Origin of the sequence: Pseudomonas sp. QTF5, from assembly GCF_000512695.2 — a bacterium.
In the GTDB taxonomy this organism is placed as follows: Bacteria; Pseudomonadota; Gammaproteobacteria; order Pseudomonadales; family Pseudomonadaceae; genus Aquipseudomonas.
Window position 1 is genome coordinate 23,504 of record NZ_AZRW02000048.1, and the last position, 20,337, is coordinate 43,840.

Genomic DNA, 20,337 nt, shown 5'->3' on the forward strand with positions numbered 1-20,337 from the left:
ATGAGTATCTCGAACAAGGAACAGGGACAAGTTAATGAGGCGCTGCTGCCCAGAGCGCGGGATATCGATGCGTTAGTACGCGCCGAGCACCAAGACCCCTTTGCAATTCTCGGCCCGCACGGTGATGGCGCTGGCGGGCGATTCATTCGAGCCTATCTGCCGGACGCCTTGAGCGTGCAAGTGGTGGACAAGGAATCCGGGGAAGAACTCGGCAGCCTTGAGACCACCCAAACCCCAGGGCTGTTCGTCGGGCACTTCGAACGGGCCCGGCCCTATCTGTTGCGAACCCGTTGGGCCGGCGGCGAGCAACTTGCCGAGGACCCTTACAGCTTCGGCCCGTTACTCGGCGAGATGGATTTGTATCTGTTCGCCGAGGGCAATCACCGGGACTTGAGCAGTTGCCTCGGCGCGCAACTGAAGACGGTCGATGGCGTCGATGGCGTGCGCTTCGCTGTGTGGGCACCGAACGCCAAAAGGGTCTCGGTGGTCGGCGACTTCAACGTCTGGGACGGTCGTCGGCATCCGATGCGCCTGCGCCATCCTTCCGGGGTCTGGGAGTTGTTCATTCCGCGCCTGCAAGCGGGGGAGCTCTACAAATACGAAATACTTGGCGCCCACGGCATTTTGCCGCTCAAGGCCGACCCGATGGCCCTCGCCACCGCACTGCCGCCGGACACCGCATCAAAAGTCGCCTCGCCGCTGAAAATCGACTGGCACGACCACGCCTGGATGCAGTCGCGGGGCGAGCGTCAGCGAACCAGCGCACCGTTGTCGATCTACGAATTACACGCCGGTTCCTGGCAATGCGAGCTGGATGACCTCGGTGAGGTCGCCCGTCAGTACACCTGGCCCGAGTTGGCCGAGCGGCTGATTCCTTATGTGAAGGAGCTGGGTTTTACCCACATCGAACTGATGCCGATCATGGAGCATCCGTTCGGTGGCTCGTGGGGTTATCAACTGCTGTCGCAATTCGCCCCGAGCGCCCGTTACGGTACGCCGGATGACTTCGCCGCTTTCGTCAACGCCTGTCACCAGGCCGAGATCGGCGTGATCCTCGATTGGGTGCCGGCGCATTTCCCCACTGATACCCATGGCCTGGCGCAGTTCGACGGCACCGCGTTATATGAGTACGGCAACCCGCAGGAAGGCTTTCACCAAGACTGGGACACGCTGATCTACAACCTGGGCCGCACCGAGGTGCACGGCTATATGCTGGCGTCGGCGCTGCACTGGCTCAAGCATTTCCATGTCGATGGCCTGCGCGTGGACGCAGTGGCGTCGATGCTGTATCGCGATTACTCGCGCAAGGCCGGCGAATGGGTGCCCAACCGTCACGGCGGTCGGGAGAATCTGGAGGCCATTGATTTCGTCCGCCATCTCAACGATGTGGTGGCCCTGGAAACACCGGGCGCGTTGGTGATTGCCGAAGAATCCACGGCATGGCCGGGTGTCAGCCAGAGCACGCAACAGGGTGGGCTGGGTTTTGCCTATAAGTGGAACATGGGCTGGATGCACGATTCACTGCATTACATTCAGCAGGATCCGGTATACCGCGCCCATCATCACAATGAGCTGAGTTTTGGTCTGGTGTACGCCTGGTCCGAGCGCTTCATCCTGCCGATTTCCCACGATGAAGTGGTCCACGGCAAGCATTCACTGATCGACAAGATGCCCGGCGATCGCTGGCAGAAGTTTGCCAACCTGCGGGCTTATCTGAGTTTCATGTGGACGCATCCCGGCAAGAAACTGTTGTTCATGGGATGTGAGTTCGGCCAATGGCGTGAGTGGAATCACGATCAGCAGCTGGATTGGTATTTACTGCAATACCCGGAACACCAGGGTGTGCGAAAACTGGTCGGTGACCTGAATCAGTTGTATCGCGAAGAACCGGCGCTGCACGATCAGGACGATGCCCCGCAAGGCTTCCAGTGGTTGATCGGCGACGACGCGATCAACAGCGTTTATGCCTGGTTGCGCTGGAGCAAAGACGGGCGGCCGGTGTTGGTGGTGGCCAACTTCACCCCGGTGCCGCGTCAGTCCTACCGCGTTGGAGTGCCATTTTCCGGGCGTTGGGTCGAGTTGATTAACAGCGATGCCGATACTTACGCCGGGTCCAATTACGGTAACGGCGGCGGGGTGTTCACCGAAGAAGAGCCAAGTCATGGGCAGGCCCTTTCGCTGGTGTTGAACCTGCCGCCGTTGGCGGTGTTGATTTTACGTCCGGAGGGGTGATCTAAAACCGCGTCGCTTCATTCGCGAGCAAGCCCGCTCCCACATTGGTGTTGTGTACGACGACAATCCAATGTGGGAGCGGGCTTGCTCGCGAAGAGGCCAGATCGAACAAAGCGCTTCTTGTGTCATGCGCTCACCACCGCATCCGCACCCCAAGGCTGCCAATCAACCCGTTCAAATCATTGTCATCCACATCGCTGCTGTAATCGGCGCTGATATACAGGCTGACCAAAGGCGTCACTCTGGCCACTAGCCCCAGACCCACATCTACCGTCGACGAGTTGCGGCTGCTGCTGATTTTGTCGACCTGATCCAGGCTCACGGTATTGCCGGTGTACACCGTGTGCCACACGTTGGTCCGAACATAGGGTTCGACCGGCAGGCCGTTAATATCGTAACTGCCCTTCAAGCGTGCACCGACCCGACCGCTCCAGGACGTCAAGTCGCTGGATGACGCATTACCAGAACCGGCATACGGCGTATCCAGCGTAATGCGTTGATTGATCAACTGTGCCTGGGGTTCGATCACCCAGTTATTACCCAGACCAATCGGGAAACCACCTTCCACCGACAACGTCACCGCGCTGCCTTCGGTGGCTTGTCGCGCGCCCTGTTCATTGCGGCTGTATCCGTTGACCCGGCCACCGCTGGCCGTTAAGTCCACGTGCCAGCCTTGCGGGCCGGTCAGGCTCCAGTAGGCGCCGAGACTTTGGCCTTGAAGGTTGAGCGTGTCATGGCCGGGATCGGCGAGGGCGCGGCTGGTCAGCAGACCGTTGTCATTGCCCTGGAATTGGGTGGTGCCGCCGATCAGTCCGACCCGTTGGGTATGGCCGCTGTTGCTTTGTACGGTCAGCAGCGCCGGGCCTTTGAATTCAGTGGCGCCGGGGATAGAAGAACCCTGGGCCAGATAATCGGTCTGGGCCTGCCGTGATGCCTTTCCATAGACGTGGTCCCAGGCCGAAGGCGCGGCGTCTTCTACCGTCAGGCGTGAGCTTTGTAAGTCTGGATTGAAGCGTAAGCGGCCGGGATACGTGGCTGAGTCGGCCGGCAAGGTAAGGGTCGGCAATGCCTGGTTGTACCAGGGGGCTGTTTCATCGTCGGCAGACGCGGCCCGCACCTCCATGGATGAACACAGCAGGAGTGAACCTGTGACAGTGCAAAACGTGATTTTGATCTCTTGTGGGGTGAGCGAAGTTTTCATGGGGGTCTACCTTGCAATCGCATGCGTATCTCGCTGTGGCGTCTCTCCTACCCCGAATGAGGGGCGACCGAATGGATTGGGGCAAGGTCCGACCCGCCCGTTTTTACGAGAGTCTGAAGGCTTGCCCCTGATGGATTTCCGGGGGTAGTAAGCTCTAGCTAAGAAGACCCATGGCGCCGCGTCAAGAAAATGGCCGATAAGTGGTATGGCTATTTTATTGGCTATAAGTGACTGATTTTTGACGTATAACTAAGTTGTTGTTTGTGCGAAAAATCATCAAAAATCCGCTCGCTCAAAAGTTTTCTGGACGCAGTGGATTGTTCTACCAACTCATGCGCACCCCGATATTTGCGCTCGTTCCGCGCAGGTGATTGCTGTCGATATTGCTGCTGTAGTCGGCGCTGGCGTATACACCGACCGTTGATGCGAGACTCAGTACCACGCCGACGCCGAGATCGGCCGAAGAATATTTTTGTTGGGTCCCGATCTGCTCGGCACCATCGAATGTCACCGTGTCAGTGCCCGAAAACGTGTGCCAAAGATTGGCCCGCACATAAGGTTCGAGCGGCCGGCCCATGACTGCGTAGCGCCCTTTGAGTCGAGCACCGAGGCGACCGGTCCAGGCGCCGTCGGAATCGAACGAGATGCGTGAAATGCCATCGTCCTGACTGTCGAGGGAGACTTTTTGATGGATCACTTGCACCTGAGGTTCCATGACCCAGTTGTGCCCCACCGCCATCGGATAACCGGCCTCGGCCGAGAGGGTGAGGGCGTGACCACGGTTGTCGAGTTTCAGTCCGCGTTCGGAACGGTTGTCGCCATCCAGCCGAGTGCCCATCACCACGGTGTCGACGTACCAGCCTTTCGAATCAGTCAGCGTCCAGTACAGGCCGTAACTGTCACCTTCTAGCTCCACCTTGCCGGCGCGTTTGCCTTCGAAGCCTTGATTGAAGCCATCGACATCACCCCGCAAGCGGGTGTGGCCGACGAAAAAACCGGTGCGCTGGGGTTTGCCCACCCGAGGTTTGCGAACTGTACACGTCGTTGCCGACTTGAAAACCGTTGACCGATCCGTCGAGCCGCGGCGTCACCGTGCCGGCCCAGGTCTGGTCGAAGTTTTTGCCGTATACCCGGCCCCATCCAGCGCCAAAGACACCGGTTTCGTTGAGCAGGCGCTGATCGCCCTGGCGATCATGGAACGTGCCCAGTGCCAACAGGGTCAGTTGTGCCGCAGCCGGTGGTAATACGGACCAGGTCGGGACTTCCGGTCGGTACAGCGGAACCGGTGCTGCGCCGGGTTCGGCGGTCGGCAACGATGGGGTACCTGTGGCAGCCACGGGCGCCGCCACCAGCGGCACTAGAATCGGCGGCAAGGCCGGGTCCGGGTTGGGCACGGCCACCAACGGGGCCGCGACGACGGACGAACGCAGGTACCAACTGTTTTCGCTGCCGGCCGTGACGCCACCCTTGAACAGGTAGTAATCATAGGCGCCCGCGGACACCGGGGATTTCAAGGTAAACGCCCCGTTGTCGCTGCTCGCCGTGCCTTGGGCCTGGACCAACTGAATGCCGTTCTGCCGGGTCAGGGCGCCAGTACCGCCGATATTGCTAACGGAAATCGCCGTGGTGCCGGTCATGGCCCCGTCGACGACCACCAGTTTGTCACTGGGGGAGGTGTCATCACCCACCACACTTTGCATAAACAGCTGGCCGCCATTACCCGAATAATTGCCCTGCACTGTCAGGGTGTCATTGGTGCGGGTATTGCCGCTGCTCAGGTCGATTGTGCCGGCGTTGGTCAGCGTTGCATGCTGGCCAGCGGTGAATGGCGTGATACTGCCTTGCGTCGATGTCAGGACGCTGCTGCCGTCGATATTGAACACGCGGGTACCGGTAGTGCTGTCACCCAGCACAAGGTTACCGGTGAGATCGAACTGCGAACTTTCATTCAGGTTTACCGTTTCCCAATTGGCGCAGCGGTCGGCACCCGCGGTGGTTGTGTGATCGAAGGTCAGCACATCGTTGCCAGTGCCACCGTTGAGGCTCGGGGTCTGGGCGAGCGTGCTCTCCCCGATATTGCGCAGGGTCGCACTGTCGTCGCCGTCGCCCATGAGGATCGCCGAGTGGATAATCCCACCGCCATCCCATACAAAAGTGTCGTTGCCAGCGCTGGTGCGGATCTCGCCGACGACTTCGCCACCGGTGACCGTGATGCTGTCGTTGCCACCGCTGACACTAATATTGCCGCCGATCCTGCCACCGGACACGATGATGGTGTCGGTGCCGAAACCGGTGACCAGATTGCCGAGGATCTGCCCGCCGGAGAGATCGAACCGATTGTTATCGAGTTTCATGTCGACCCGGCCGATGGTGCCACCGGTCATTCTGGCGGTGTCGCCGTCCTCGAAGGCGTCGATGATGGTGCCGCCGGTCATCAAGAAGAAGTCGCGGCTGTCGCCTTGGGCCAGGGACTGGAGGGTGCCGCCGCTCATGGTGAAATTATCGACGCCATTGCCCTGGTTGACGGCCCCGGTGATCTGTCCGTCGCTGATGTTGAAGTTGTCAGCGCCGTCACCCTGATCCAGCGTACCGACGATGCGCCCGGAATTCATGTCTACCGTGTCTGTGCCGGCCCCGAACGTCACGTTGCCATTGATAGTGCCGGTGCTATTAGCGGGGAAGGTCAGGCTGTTATTGCCCGCCAGATCGGTCAACGGTCCGCTGCTGGCGCTGTCACAAACGAAGTTGTCGTTGCCGGCGGTGGGGCTGAGCGTACAGGCCGCTTGGGTGGGTTGGGACCAGCCTAGGCATAACCAGATTGAAACTGCACAGACGCTATAACGGTACTTGGGCAGATCGCTGAAAAATTTCATGCTCGTCTCCGCTGGTGGGTCGGCGACTGAGTTGCCACTTGTCAAAAGCGGCAAGGCATCAGACACCTTGGGCAGCGCGAGTTGCGAGACGGCATCGGGAAAGCAATCACCCGTAAATCGAGAGCCTTTGGCAACGACGGCCACTGCGAGTCGCATGTCCGCACCGCCAGGTAGGGACGAGAGCAACGTAGCAGCAGTATTTTTGCGTCGCTACTGTCAAAAGTAACAGGTGAAACGATTTAGCGGCCGGTCATGAACAGTTTTCGATAGGACCAGCAAAGAGCTCAAAGGTGGACTTCAACGGCCAGCGGCAAATGGTCCGACAGGTGCGTCCAGGGTTTGTGGCCGAGTATGCGCGGTTCATGACTGTTGGCATTACGCAGGTAGATCCGGTCCAGGCGCAGCAGGGGAAAACGCGCCGGGTAAGTTTTCGCCGGTCGGCCATGATGGCGTTCGAAAGCTTCGTGCAGGTAGTGGCGCCTGGCGAGGGCAGCGTTGCCTTGCAACTGCCAGTCGTTGAAGTCGCCGGCAATAATCACCGGGGCGTCATCGGGCAGCGACTCGAGCAACAGGCAGAGCAACTGGAGCTGGAGTTGTCGATGGCTTTCCAACAGGCTCAGGTGTACGCAAATGGCATGCACTTCGGCATGGCCCGGCACATCCAGCACACAGTGCAGCAACCCGCGCCGCTCGGGGCCGGTGATCGAGACATCGAGGTTGCGAAATTCGCGGATCGGGTATTTCGACAGCAGGGCATTGCCGTGGTGGCCGTCGGGGTAGACCGCGTTGCGACCGTAAGCGAAATCGCTCCACATGCTGTCGGCCAGGAACTCGTATTGCGAGGTCTGTGGCCAGTCGTTGTAACGGGATGAATGCCGGTCGTGCTCACCCACCACTTCCTGTAGAAACACCAGGTCCGCCGACGTGCTGCGTACCGCTTCACGCAGTTCCGGCAGGATGAAACGCCGGTTGAGGGCGGTGAAGCCTTTGTGGGTGTTGACCGTCAGCACCCTCAGTCGATGAATCGCCGCAGGCGTGTTCAATGGCACTGATTCGACGGGCTGCCTTTCGGAATCACTGGTCACGTTCACTCCTCTGAATCAGGCTGATGTTTCTATGCGACTGATGCACGGGCGAGCAGTTCAGTTTGAGCGACGCCAATCCCATGTGGGAGTGGGCTTGCTCGCGAAGGGGCCGGTACATTCGATACATCTTTGGCGGCTGGCAAACCGCTTTCGCGAGCAAGCCCGTTCCCACATTGAATGGTGAGCTGATTGAGAGTCGGGTTTCAGACAAACACGATTTCATACGGCAATCGCATGCGCTCCAGTATCACCGAGGGCAGCATTGGGGCGATGCCGATTGCCGGCTCGCCGTCGAGTTGGCTGGCGTAGGCGTAGGTGGCGTGGCTTTTGCGCGCGACGGTCCAGGTGTCAAGGCGTACCTTGCGTGCGCGATGCCAGGGAATCAGCCCGTGATCGCGCGTCGGCCAGTGCCAGGCCCAGACGGGTACTTCGTTGAGCGTTGCCCCGACCAGGGCCGCTGCTCTGGCGCTGGCACGGCCGACGGCGTCATGGTCGACGTTACCGTCTTCGCGCCATGTGGTGAATAGCACATCACCGGGGCGCAGATAGCGGACGAGGAATTGGGTCAATTCAGACTCCCGCTCGGCCAGACCGCTGTCGGTGAAGCCGCCACGAATCCACTTCAGGCTGTGCATCGGCACCCCCAGCCGGCGTAAGGCTTCGACGCTTTCCTGGGGGCGGAACACGCTCAGGCGTTTCTCCGACCATTGTCGTGACCCCGGATGGCTGGCGCTACCGTCGGTGATCGAGATCAATTGCAGAGGATGACCGAGTGAGCACAGCAACTGCAGCAGGCCACCGCAGGTCACTACTTCATCGCCGGGATGCGGCGCGATGACTACTGCGCGAGCGCCCGCCGGGACCAGCGTTTCGGTGTTGATGACAGGGATGTTGTCCAGTTGCGGGGCGCTGTTCCAGATCTGCGCGAGCGAGCTGTTTTCGCTGATGGAAACTGATTTCATAGGCGCTACGTCCTTGTTCTGTCTTGCCTTCAGTCATGCGCATTGCTTGCAGGGGAGCAAGCCTGGCAGACCCGTGAAGTCGGAAAAATAACCATTGCAACGCTCCGAACCCTGGATTGCTGCGGGGAGAGTATTGCTCATGGAACGCTATTCGTCGCCCCAGCCTTTGGTCTGATATGGTTTTTTAATCCGAGCTGTGTCAGGTGTCGCAAATAGTCAGCAAAACCGTCCCGGCTATCCAGTCGGGCGCGGGAATTGCCTGTAGGAGCGAGCGGTGCGGCGGCCCGACCGGTGAATCTTGAGTCAGTGAGAAACCTGTGGCGAGGGAGCTTGCTCCCGTTTGAGTGCGTAGCACTCACAAAAATCGGCGATGGTTGCCAGATTTTTGGGGCCGCTACGCAGCCCAGCGCGAGCAAGCTCGCTCGCCACAAAGGTAGGCATATATTGAAGAGTCGCACTTAAGTGAACAGCATTGCGCTCCTTGATGCCCTTCACTCGTCCTCTTCGCGCTGCAGTTCGAACAGCAGCAGTGAACGGCCGGTGACCGAATATTCGTGACCGAACTCGAAGCGTTCCTGGCCACGAATCGAGGGTTGATTGGTATCGATCATGCAGGTCCAGAAACCGCCGTCAGGCACTTCCGGCAGCAGAAAATTGACGATGTCATGGTGGGCATTGACCACCAGCAGCAGAGTTGCGTCGGCGCCCTTGCGGCGAATGCCGGTTTCCTGGGCGCGGCCATCGAGCAGCATGCCCAGGCAACGACCGTGGCCTTCCTCCCATTGTTCGGTGGACATTTCGCTGCCATCCGGGGCCAGCCAGGTCACGTCCTTGACGCCGATGTCTTCGTTGTAATTGCCCACCAGGAAACGCCCGCGCCGCAGGATCGGATAGGCCAGGCGCAACTTGATCAGGCGTTTGACGAACTTGAGCAGGGCCTTGCCATCTTCGCTCAGGTCCCAATTGACCCAACCGATCTCGCTGTCCTGACAATAAGCATTGTTGTTGCCTTCCTGGGTGCGGGCGAACTCATCGCCGGCCACTAGCATCGGCGTGCCCTGGGACAGCAGCAACGTGGCGAAAAAATTGCGCATTTGTCGCTGGCGCAGCGCATTGATCTCGGGATCGTCGGTGGGGCCTTCGACGCCGTGGTTCCACGACAGATTGTTGTTGCTGCCGTCCTGATTGTTCTCATCGTTGGCTTCGTTGTGTTTGTCGTTGTACGACACCAGATCGTTGAGCGTGAAACCGTCATGGGCGGTGATGAAGTTCAGCGAGGCATACGGACGCCGGCCACGCTGATTGAACATCTCACCGGACGCGGTCATGCGGTTGGCGAAGTCGGCGATTTGACCATCATCGCCTTTCCAGAACGCACGCACGGTGTCGCGGAACTTGTCGTTCCACTCGACCCACCCCGGCGGAAAGTTCCCGACCTGATAACCGCCGGGGCCGCAGTCCCAGGATTCGGCAATCATTTTCACCTGGCGCAGCACCGGGTCTTGGCGGCAGGCCACGAGGAAGCTGTGACGCTCGTCGAAACCGTCGTGATAGCGGCCGAGAATGGTTGCCAGATCGAAGCGGAAACCGTCCACGTGCATTTCCGTGGCCCAGTAACGCAGTGAATCGGTGACCATTTGCAGTACACACGGGTGACTCAGGTCCAGGGTGTTGCCGGTCCCGGAATCGTTGATGTAGTAGCGCTTGTCGTCGGGCCTCAAGCGGTAGTAGGAGGCGTTGTCGATGCCACGCATCGACAGGGTCGGGCCTTGTTCGTTGCCCTCGGCGGTGTGGTTGTAGACCACGTCGAGGATCACTTCCAGATTGGCGTCATGCAGGTGCGCGACCATCTCCTTGAACTCGGCGATCTTGCCGCTCGCCAGATAGCGCGGGTCCGGGGCAAAGAACGCGATGCTGTTGTAACCCCAGTAATTGGTCATGCCTTTGTGCAGCAGATGCTGGTCATTGACGAAGGCATGAATCGGCAGCAATTCCACGCTCGACACGCCGAGCTTGCGGATGTGTTCCAGTACGTCATCGACCATCAGCCCGGCGAAGGTGCCGCGCAAGTTCTCGGGGACAGAGGGATGACGCATGCTGAAGCCGCGTACGTGGGTCTCATAAATGATGGTCTTGTCCCACGGCACGCTGACCCGATGATCGTGGCCCCAGGTGTGCGCCGGGTCGATCACTTTGCATTTGGGCACGAAGGGCGCGCTGTCCCGTTCATCGAAACTGAGGTCGGCATCAGGGTGGCCGATGGTGAACCCGAACAATGCTTCGGACCATTTCAATTGGCCGACCAATTGTTTGGCGTAGGGATCGATCAGCAGCTTGTTGGGGTTGAAACGATGACCGTTGGCCGGGTCGTACGGACCGTACACGCGATAGCCGTAGATCAACCCCGGATGGGCGTCGGGCAAGTAGCCGTGGTAGATCTCGTCGGTGTATTCCGGCAACTCGATACGCTCGAGCTCCACCTCGCCGGCATCGTCGAAGATGCACAGTTCGACCTTGGTCGCGTTAGCCGAAAACAGCGCGAAATTGACCCCCAGGCCATCCCAGGTCGCGCCTAGCGGGAAGGGCAAGCCTTCACGGATTCGCGAGGCCTCGGCACGAGGTTCGGGCGCGGTTTTCTTTGGACTGCTCATAGGTGCTCCTGCATGGGGGCATTATTGGGCTAATGCCGGTCAGCTGTGGCGAGGGAGCTTGCTCCCGTTGGGCCGCGAAGCGGCCCCCCCCTTATCCCCAAAAAGAGGGGACCGCTTCGCAGTCCAACGGGAGCAAGCTCCCTCGCCACAAATCAAGCGAGGCATGGTGCTAACGCGTCAGGTCGTTGGCGGTTTACGCGCGGCGCGAGGTTTTTTCTCGGTGGCTTTTTCGCCAGGCGGGGTCACTGCCGAAGCGGCGGCGGGTTTGGCCTTGGGCCTGGCTTTGGCTTTGGTTTCGATGCCATTGGCATTGACCAGCTTGCCGTCGGGCTTGCCGGCAGCAGGCTTGGTGCCGACGGTTTTACTGCCGCTGGCTTTCGGTGACTTGCCGGGCGCCAGTGCTTCGGCTTCGGCCAGTTTGCAGGCCATCTCCCAATGGCGTGCTTCCTGGCCCACGGGTTTTCCTTCGGACTCCCAGATCTGATAGGCAAATTCGCGGATACGTTTATCGTCGGTACTCATCGCAATGCTCCTGAACTGAACTCAAGCTTGGGTAGTTTGGATAAAGAGATTGACCGGGAAATCCCCCAGCGCGGCGCTGACCATCAGTTCCCTGTGTTTTGTGACTGCGACGCTTGCGAAAAGTCCCTTCAGATCTTCAGGGGCGGCAAACGGCAATTTGATTCGGGTGTCGCCCCAGAGCGGCGCGTCAATCCGTGGTTCGGCACTGTTTTTCAGCAGTTCGGCACAGCGTATCGGTACTGTCACGATAGCCCGTTTTCCCTGCCATTCACGAGCGAACGCCAGGATTCGGTGAGCCTGGCTGCCAAGGGTTTCAAGAGCTTGATACGTCCCTTTTTGAAACAGCCCGGCATGCTCGGTACGCCGGTGTAACGTCTGGGCGATCAGGGTTTGCTTGATGCGCCCGTCACGCCAGTTCACCAACAGATCGGGCAGGTCCAACCGTACGTGCATGGCCTGCTGACGGCTGACGTAATCCACCGGCCGGCGGTTGTCCGGATCGACCAGCGTGAAGTCCCAGAACTCGTTGCCCTGATAGAGGTCCGGTACCCCCGGCACGGTCATTCGCAGCAAGGTTTGCGCCAAGCCATTCAACGCGCCCGGGACGGCGATGCTCTGCGCCGCCGCACCAATGGCCGCGCGCAGTGGCTGACCTTCGGGGCTGAGTAGCAGGCGTTGGAGAAACCCATGGGTTGTCTGTTCATAGCCCTCGTTTGGCGCACTCCAGCTGCTTTGCAACTTGGCTTCGCGCAGGGCTTTGCGTTGCCACTGCCAGAGGCGTTTGGCGTAGGCCTCAAGCGCCACCCGATCATCGCTGCGCAGTTCCAGCGGCCAACTGCCGAGGATCGCTTGATAAAGAATCAGCTCATCGCCCGCCGAAGGCGCACCGGGTTCAACGCGCAATTCATCGGCCAGCGTTCGCCAATGTTCGACCTGTTCGGCATACCAGGCGCTGCGCTCGCTCAATACCGCCAGCCGCGCACGGGTGTCTTCCCCCCGTTTGTGGTCGTGGGTCGCGGTGGCCAGCAGGTTGTCGGGGAATTCGGCAAGGCGATTGGCGCACGCCGCATGGAAGTCAGCCACCGGGGCGCTGAACTGCTCGGTGTTGTAGCCGACATCGTTGCGCGACAGCAATTCCGCCGAGCGATAAAGCGCGGTGTCTTCCACGGCCTTGGCCGCCGCCGGTGAGGTCAGTTGCTGGAACCTCACGCAGGCATGTTTGAGCAGTTTGCGTGGGCGGCCCACCGGGCGCTTGCGCCAGGGTTGGCCGCCGAGCCAGCCAGCCAGGCTGTCGAGCACCGGCCAATCGGCCTCGCCAAGGGTTTGCCGGGCACCATCCATGGCTTGCTGAAAAAAAACCTCGTCCTGATCGCAGCGGCCCAACGGACCGATATAAGTGCGATACACCGGGAAGTGCACGATCAGCTCCTGCAAGGCCCGACGAATCGCGCCGAGGGTCAGGTCTCGCGTCATCAGGTCGTCCCGGGCCACTTGCAACAGGGCGTGGGCGACACTTTCGAAATCCCCGGCGAGGGAGCCGTTGAGAATCTGCTGACGCGCCAGTTGTGCTTCCTGACGGAAATCGTCGGGCCGTTCGCTGTGGCGGTGCCAGAGTTCACCCAAGATCCGGGCGCCTTCGGGATCATGTTGCAGCAACGACAACTGGTTCATGAATTCATAACCGGTGCTGCCATCAATGGCCCAGTCACGATGCAGGGTTTCGCCTTCGCCGAGGATCTTCTCGACGTAGATCGGCAGGTGCCGCTCCGGTGCCAGGCTATCGACTCTGCGCCGCAGTTTGCGGCAGTAACCGCGCGGGTCGGCGAGGCCGTCGATGTGGTCGATGCGCAGCCCGTCGACCAGACCTTCGGCCACCAGCTCGAAGATTTTTGCGTGGGTCGCCTCGAACACCGCCGGGCGTTCGACCCGTAGGCCGCCCAGTTCATTGATATCGAAAAAGCGCCGCCAGTTGATGTCGTCTGCTGCGGTGCGCCAGCTGGCCAGGCGATAACTCTGGCGCTCCAGCAGGTTATGCAGGCGCTGGAAACCTTCGGGGGTGAGCGAGTCGTAGGTGCCGAGCGTGTGCTGAATGGCGTGAAGAATGGCCGGATCGCTGGCCCGTTCATGCAGTTCCGTTTTCAGCGCAATTGCCAGGCTGTGCGCGTCAGTCTGGTAGCTCAAGGTAGTGAAGCGGTCTGCCAGGGATTTGAGCTGCTCGACCTGCTCGGCATTCAATTGATCATTGGCCTTGAGCAGTTCGCCGTAGTTCGTCGGGCAAATCGGGAAGTGATGTTCGTAGTGCTCGACATAAAAGGCACCGCGCCGGGCATCGAAACGCAAGGGAAGGGTGCCGTCCTGCAAGGCGATGCCGTAATCGCTGGCCAAAAAAGGCAGGAGCAATTGGCCCTCCATCAACGGGTCGGGCGAGTGCCATTGAATGTCGAAGAACTCGCCGTAAGGGCTCAGTCGCCCCCATTCGAGCAAGTCGAGCCACCAGGGGTTATCGCCACCACCGACGGCCATGTGGTTGGAGACGATGTCGAGGATCAGCCCCATGTTCTGTTCGCGCAATGCACCGACCAAACGGCGCAATGCAGCTTCGCCGCCCAGTTCAGGGTTGACGGTAGTCGGGTCCACCACGTCGTAGCCATGCATGGACCCCGCGCGTGCGGCGAGCAGCGGCGAGGCATAGACGTGGCTGATGCCCAGGCTGGCGAAGTACGGCACCAGCGGCACCGCCTGATCCAGAGTGAAACCTTTATGAAATTGCAGCCGTAGAGTCGCCCGCAGCGGTTGGTTGAACGGTTGATTCATTGGTCACGCTCGGCCGCCTGAAGTCGCGCACAGGCGAGCAGTTCCAGGCGCCGGGCGGCGTCCGGATCATCGAGCAGGGCTTCGCTGTCGCCGGGTAGCCTGCGGGACCAGTTGGGATGGGTGTCGGTGGTGCCGGGCAGGTTGGCCTGCTGTTCGATACCCAAGGCATCTTCCAGTGGCAGCAATACCAGCGGCGCGCGGGTATGGCCGAGGAAACGGATGGCGGCGTCGAGCACCTGATCGGTTTCGTGGGACTCTTCGCGAAAGTTCTGCGGGTCCTGGCTCAGCACCCGGCGCAAACCTTCGCGCTCGCGCTCACGATGTTGGCGCCATTCGATTTCACCCGGGGCGTCGACCAGATTCAAGCGCGCGCTCCAATCGATATCGCGGCCATGCCACCAGCCATTGAGCGTCGGCAGGTCATGGGTGCTGGTGGTTGCCAGGGCGTTGTCCGGCCAGTCGAGAATCGGCTTGAAGTGAGTATTGTCCTGTTCGAACAGCAGCACGCGCATGCCGAGAATCGAGCGCGCGATGAGTTTCTCGCGCAGACCCTCGGGCACGGTGCCGAGGTCTTCGCCGAGGACGATGGCTTGATGCCGATGGGATTCGAGGGTCAGCAAACGCAGCAGGTCGTCCACCGGGTAATAGAGGTAGGCACCGTCGCTGGGCGGCGCATCGTTAGGGATCACCCACAGCCGTTGCAGCCCCATGACGTGATCGATGCGCAGGCCGCCGGCATGGGCGAAGTTGGCCCGCAGCATTTCGATGAATGCGCGAAAGCCGTTGCGCACCAGGCCTTTGGGGGAGAATGCGGAAATGCCCCAGCCCTGCCCTGAACGGTTGAGGATGTCCGGTGGCGCACCCACGGTCAGTGAGGCGAGCAATTCGTCCTGACGACTCCAGGCCTGGCTGCCGCCGCCATCAGCGCCCACCGCCAGGTCGGCGATCAGGCCGATGCCCATGCCGGCACCGCGGGCGGCGCTCTGAGCGCGTTCCAGGCTGCGCGCAATCAGCCATTGGCAGAATGCGTAGTAACCGATGCGGGTCGAGTTTTCTTCGGCAAAATGCGCCAAGGCGGTGCTGCGCGGGTCACGCCATTGTTCGGGCCACTCGCGCCAGTCAAGGCTTTCACCGCGCAGCGCACGGGCTTCCTGGATCGCTTCGAAGCGGCAATGATTTTCCAGCGCTTCGCCGCCGGCATGGCGAAAACTGCTGAAGTCTGGGTGCAAGGGATGTTCACCGTGGGTGAATCCTTCGTACAAGGCTTCGAGCAAACGGTGCTTGGCTTCGCCGGCGGTGGGCCAGTCGATCAGTGGAAGTTGTTCCAGGTGCTTGAGCTCAGCGGCAAGGCCGGTGGCGTCGATCGCGGTGCGCAGGGCACGTTCACCGAGAATCGCACCGGGCGCCGCGTACAGGCTATTGAGGAACAAACGGCTGGACGGCGAGTAAGGGCTGTAACGCTGGGTGTCGCCGCTGAACATCGCATGCAGCGGGCTGATCGCCAACGCTTCGGCGCCTCGTTCGCCGGCCACCCGGGCCAGGTCTTCGAGGGCCTGGGTATCGCCGAAACCGCCATCGCCGGGGCGTCGCAGCGAATACAACTGCACGCTCAGGCCCCAGGCGCGCGGGTTTTGACTGTCAACCGCGTCGCCGACGCTGTAGCAGCGCTCAGGTGCCACCGCCAGGGTGAAGGATTGATCGTCGATGCTGACGTGCTGATAACCCACCGGCACCAGTCCGGGCAACACAGCGTTGTCATCGAGCTTCAAGTTAATCCGTGAGCCGTCTTCGAGATGAATCTCACACGGGGTTTGCGGTTCGAAGTAGTGGGACAGATCAAGGCCAACGCCCACGTCGCAGGTCAGCAGCGGTGGCAGGTGCCGGGTTTGTTGCACCTCCTGCAATTGCAGCAGGCTGGCGTCGATCTCTTGGGCGGTATTGGCGGGATGGCCAAGGCCGCTGAGCACCGAGCGCAACACCGCCGGGGTAACCTTCTGTGGACGGCCATTGGCGTCGATCCAGTCGACGGCCAGGCCTGCTCGGCTGGCCAGTATTTCCAGTTGCGTATTGCTCATGGGCGCTCTCCATCCGGGGGTAGCAAAGGGGCTGCGGCCGTGAGGCTGACTAGCGCGCAATACGGGGCAAGCATGCCCTGATTCAACAGACCGGCCGATTGTGGCGGGTGTTCGAACAGCAACGTAGCGTCGGCCTGTGGGGTGTGGACCACGGGCGCGTCGCTGAGGTTCAGGTCAATGCGCAACTGACTGCCATCGCCCAGCCGCCAGCGCGCCGTCACCGCGCCCTCGGCCAGTACCTGCGCGCCCAGCGCCTGGGTGCCGGGCAGGTGCGGGATGATGTGTCGATGGCGGATCTGCAGCAGTTGGCGATACAGCTGGTAAATCGGCGGTTGTTGAATGGCGGTCAGTTTTGGCCGTGAAGCTTCGAAGGTCTGCGTCGCGTTCGGGTCGGGAATCTGCTCGCGTTTGTGCCGGTCGGCAAAGGCGCTGAACGCTGCGAACTCATTGCGTCGTCCTTCGCGCACCAACTCCGCCAGCTCACCATGGTGGCTGGTGAAAAACAGGAACGGTTGCTCGGCGGCGAACTCATCGCCCATGAACATCAGCGGGATCATCGGCGACAACAGCAGTAACGCGGTGGCGGCGTAAAGGGCATCAGGATGGGCCAGCTGATGCAGGCGCTCGCCAAAGGCGCGGTTGCCAATCTGGTCGTGATTCTGCAGAAAAAGCACGAAGGCTGTGGGCGGCAAGTGACCGCTCGGCTCACCCCGTGGCGTACCGTGGCGGGTGATATGCCCCTGAAACACGAAGCCCTGGCTCAGGCAGCGGGCGAGCTGTTCGGTGGGCTGCTCGGCATAATCGGCGTAATAGGCATCGGTTTCGCCAGTGAGCAGAACGTGCAGGGCGTTATGGCCGTCGTCGTTCCACTGCGCGTCGAAACCTTGCTCCAGCAGGCTGGCCTGGTTGTGCTCGTTTTCCGCCATGAGCCACACATGCCGCGTCGGATCGGTTTGCCGTCGCACCCGTTGCGCCAGCTCTTGAAGAAAGTCGGGGTCTTCGATGGCGTGCACGGCATCCAGGCGCAGGCCGTCGAAGCGGTACTCCAGCAACCACATCAGCGCGTTGTCGATAAAGAAGTCGCGCACCTCGCGCCGTCGGAAGTCGATCGCCGCGCCCCATGGGGTGTGTTTGTCTTCGCGGAAAAAGCCCTTGGCGTAGCGATGCAGGTAATTGCCATCCGGGCCGAAGTGGTTGTAGACCACGTCGAGAATCACTGCCAGGCCGTGGCCGTGGGCCGTGTCGATCAGGTGTTTGAGTTGTTCGGGCGATCCGTAGGAAGCCTGGGGCGCGTAAAGCAAAACCCCGTCATAGCCCCAGTTACGCTCGCCGGGGAACTGCGCCAACGGCATCAGTTCGACGGCGGTAATACCCAGCTCGACCAAGTGCGCCAGATGCTGTTCGACCTCGCTGAAACCACCGAGTAGTCCGACGTGCAGTTCGTAGATCACCGCCTCATGCCATGGCCGACCCCGCCAGGCGCTGTGTTGCCACCGATAGGCGAGGGGATCGACCACCACGCTGTGGCTATCGATATCGCCCGTCTGGGCGCGGGAGGCCGGGTCCGGCACCTCCAGCTCGCCATCGATGTTGTAGCGGTAGCGGGTACCCGCGGTGCAGCGGGTCTTGATCACAAACCAGCCATCGGCCTGAGGCAGCAGCGGCAGGGTTTGTCCATCGTCCAGTTCGAGACTGACGAAAAACGCATCGGGCGCCCACAAGGCAAAACGCGTGTGTTCTGCGTCCAGCATGATTGCGCCGTGGGGCCAGGTCTCAAGGGTCCGTAACGGCATCGTTGAAAGCCTCTTACTGTTTGCCCGATTTTCCCAGCGTTTTAGCCACCAGTTGTTCGTAGAGTTCGGCGTAGGGTTCGACGGCCTTGCACCAGTTGAAAGGCGCCGCCATGGCCCGGCAACGCATGGCGTTGAGCAGGCCGGGGAAGGCGAACACCTTGAACGCGCGGCTCAGGGCTTCGCGATAACTCTCCACCGTGGATTCGTCGAAGAGAAAACCGGTCACGCCGTTTTCAATGGTATCGGCCAGGCCACCGGTATTGCGGGCCACCGGCAATGAACCGAAGCGCTGCGCGTACATCTGGCTCAAGCCGCAAGGTTCGTAACGCGAAGGCATCAACAGGAAATCACTGCCGGCGAACATCCGGCGAGCGTCGGTTTCATTGAAGCCGATGTGCACGCCGATTTGCCCGGGGAAGCGCAACGCCAGTTCACGCATGGCTTGTTCTTCTTCCGGCTCGCCGCGGCCGATGATCGCGATCTGCCCGCCGTTGGCGACAATGTATTCGGCTACCGCTTCGGTCAGGTCCAGGCCTTTCTGGTAGACCAATCTCGAGACCACGGCGAACAGCGGGCCGTCGGAGTCTTCGAGATCGAACAGCCGGCGAACGTGCGCGGCATTGACGGCTTTACCGTCCCAGTCGCCGATGCCGAACGGGTGGAACAGGTGCGGATCGGTGGCCGCGTCCCAGCTTTCATCAATGCCATTGGGAATTCCGCTGAGCAAACCTTGCTGGGTCTTGGAGGCGAGAAAACCGTCGAGGCCGCAGCCGAAGGCCGGCGTGGTGATTTCCTGGGCATAGGTCGCGCTGACGGTGGTGATGTGGCTCGAGTAGGCCATGCCGGCCTTGAGGAACGACATCTTGCCGTAAAACTCCATGCCTTCCTGTTGCAAGGCATGCGCGGGGATACCGAGTTCCGGGCACGAGCCGAGGCTGGTGACGCCCTGGTATGCCAGGTTGTGGATGGTGAACAGGGTCGGGGTGCGTTGGCCACGCCAGTGCATATAAGCAGGGGCCAGGCCGGCGGGCCAGTCGTGTGCGTGCACCAGGTCCGGGCACCAGTGAATTTGCGCGAGGTTGGCGGCGATATCGGCCGCTGCGAGGCCCAGCCGGGCGAAACGAATATGGTTGTCCGGCCAGTCTCGGCCGTTGTTGGCGCCGTAGGGTGAACCCTCGCGCTCGTACAATTCAGGGCAGATCAACACGTAAATGACCAGGCCGTCGGGCATGTCCATGCGCCCGATCTTGCAGGGCGGCAACGCTGCGTGCCCGCCCAGCTCACCGATGATATGAATCGGGTTTTCGCTGTTCATCACTTGCGGATAACCGGGAATCAGCACACGCACATCATGCAGATGCGCCATGGCTCGCGGCAGTGCGGCGGAAACGTCGCCAAGACCTCCGGTCTTCACCAGATCGGCAATTTCCGAGGTAACGAACAGGACTTTCTTTTTGTTGGGATTCTGGCTGGCTGCCGGTGCCAGCGTCTTGGGGATCGGCATATTGACTGATTTGGCATTGAGGACACCGACGGTGCTCGTTTCCCCGACCTGCTGATGAGCACGTTCTCCCTGGATATCTAAAGCCGCACTGATCATATGAATCTCCCGTGTTGTTGATCTAATTCTAGGCCTGGCACAAACGGTGTTCGTGGCCAATTCCGTGGCCGGGCGCGAACGCGCTACGCATCGGTGAGCAAGCGCTGCCCATGCGCTGAAGCTGACTGGGTGAAGTGGCTGTTGCAAGGAATGCACCAGTCGCTGGCCCTCCCTTTAACCTGACCCGCGGCCAGCACCAAAAGTTTCGATTATTTTCACCGAATGACCAGCCGGTTTTACTCCGCGAAAATCAGTCTAGGACAGAACTTAGAGCGGCGGCGGCCAACGGATGAAATTGTTCGACAATCGGTCAAAAGAGGGTGCAGGCATGGGGTTTTGCGGGGAGATGCACCGACGAAGTGCAGGTTTGTTTTCTGGTGCGGGTCAAATCGGGACTGGGAAGTCACGATAATCGGGCGTAATGGGACGTGGGTTGCACCATTGCGGTGCGTTGGATTCCTGGAGATGTGGTGAGGTTGAGGGCCTCTTCGCGAGCAAGCCCGCTCCCACAGGGGAATGCATTTCAAAT

At 60.6% G+C, this 20,337-nt stretch carries 10 protein-coding genes and 1 pseudogene; 1 reads left to right on the top strand and 10 read right to left on the bottom strand.

Annotated features, from left to right (window positions below; all coding sequences use genetic code 11):
* Positions 1-2,232, top strand: a complete 2,232-nt coding sequence (glgB, locus tag IC37_RS25915; protein WP_030129165.1) for a 1,4-alpha-glucan branching protein GlgB — start codon at positions 1-3, stop codon at positions 2,230-2,232.
* Positions 2,233-2,365: 133 nt separating this feature from the next.
* Here glgB and IC37_RS25920 read toward each other — a convergent pair whose 3' ends face one another.
* The 10 genes and pseudogenes from IC37_RS25920 to glgA all read right to left on the bottom strand — a co-directional run bounded on the left by IC37_RS25920 (position 2,366) and on the right by glgA (position 19,808).
* Entirely contained in the window at positions 2,366-3,433 is a 1,068-nt protein-coding gene (locus IC37_RS25920; protein ID WP_030129164.1) for an autotransporter outer membrane beta-barrel domain-containing protein, read from the bottom strand.
* A 322-nt stretch (positions 3,434-3,755) separates the two neighbouring features.
* Positions 3,756-6,306 (bottom strand): annotated as a pseudogene (locus IC37_RS25925) (autotransporter outer membrane beta-barrel domain-containing protein).
* Between the two features lie 284 nt (positions 6,307-6,590).
* A complete protein-coding gene (locus IC37_RS25930; RefSeq protein ID WP_030129163.1) occupies positions 6,591-7,391 on the bottom strand; it encodes an endonuclease/exonuclease/phosphatase family protein in 801 nt (266 codons plus the stop codon).
* 203 nt (positions 7,392-7,594) lie between these two features.
* Positions 7,595-8,353, bottom strand: coding sequence for a PIG-L deacetylase family protein (locus IC37_RS25935; RefSeq protein WP_030129162.1), 759 nt, complete (start codon positions 8,351-8,353; stop codon positions 7,595-7,597).
* 491 nt (positions 8,354-8,844) lie between these two features.
* Entirely contained in the window at positions 8,845-11,004 is a 2,160-nt protein-coding gene (glgX, locus tag IC37_RS25940; RefSeq protein ID WP_030129161.1) for a glycogen debranching protein GlgX, read from the bottom strand.
* 177 nt (positions 11,005-11,181) lie between these two features.
* Entirely contained in the window at positions 11,182-11,526 is a 345-nt protein-coding gene (locus IC37_RS25945) for a DUF2934 domain-containing protein (RefSeq protein ID WP_030129160.1), read from the bottom strand.
* A 21-nt stretch (positions 11,527-11,547) separates the two neighbouring features.
* Positions 11,548-14,340, bottom strand: a complete 2,793-nt coding sequence (locus IC37_RS25950; RefSeq protein ID WP_030129159.1) for a malto-oligosyltrehalose synthase — start codon at positions 14,338-14,340, stop codon at positions 11,548-11,550.
* A complete protein-coding gene (gene malQ / locus IC37_RS25955; protein ID WP_030129158.1) occupies positions 14,337-16,415 on the bottom strand; it encodes a 4-alpha-glucanotransferase in 2,079 nt (692 codons plus the stop codon). Before malQ ends, IC37_RS25950 begins: the two co-directional genes overlap by 4 nt.
* Positions 16,412-18,208 (bottom strand): malto-oligosyltrehalose trehalohydrolase, encoded by a 1,797-nt coding sequence (treZ, locus tag IC37_RS25960; protein ID WP_030129157.1) that lies wholly within the window; start codon positions 18,206-18,208, stop codon positions 16,412-16,414. Before treZ ends, malQ begins: the two co-directional genes overlap by 4 nt.
* Before the next feature lie 13 nt (positions 18,209-18,221).
* A complete protein-coding gene (gene glgA / locus IC37_RS25965) occupies positions 18,222-19,808 on the bottom strand; it encodes a glycogen synthase GlgA (protein WP_030129156.1) in 1,587 nt (528 codons plus the stop codon).
* Positions 19,809-20,337: the final 529 nt, after the last annotated feature.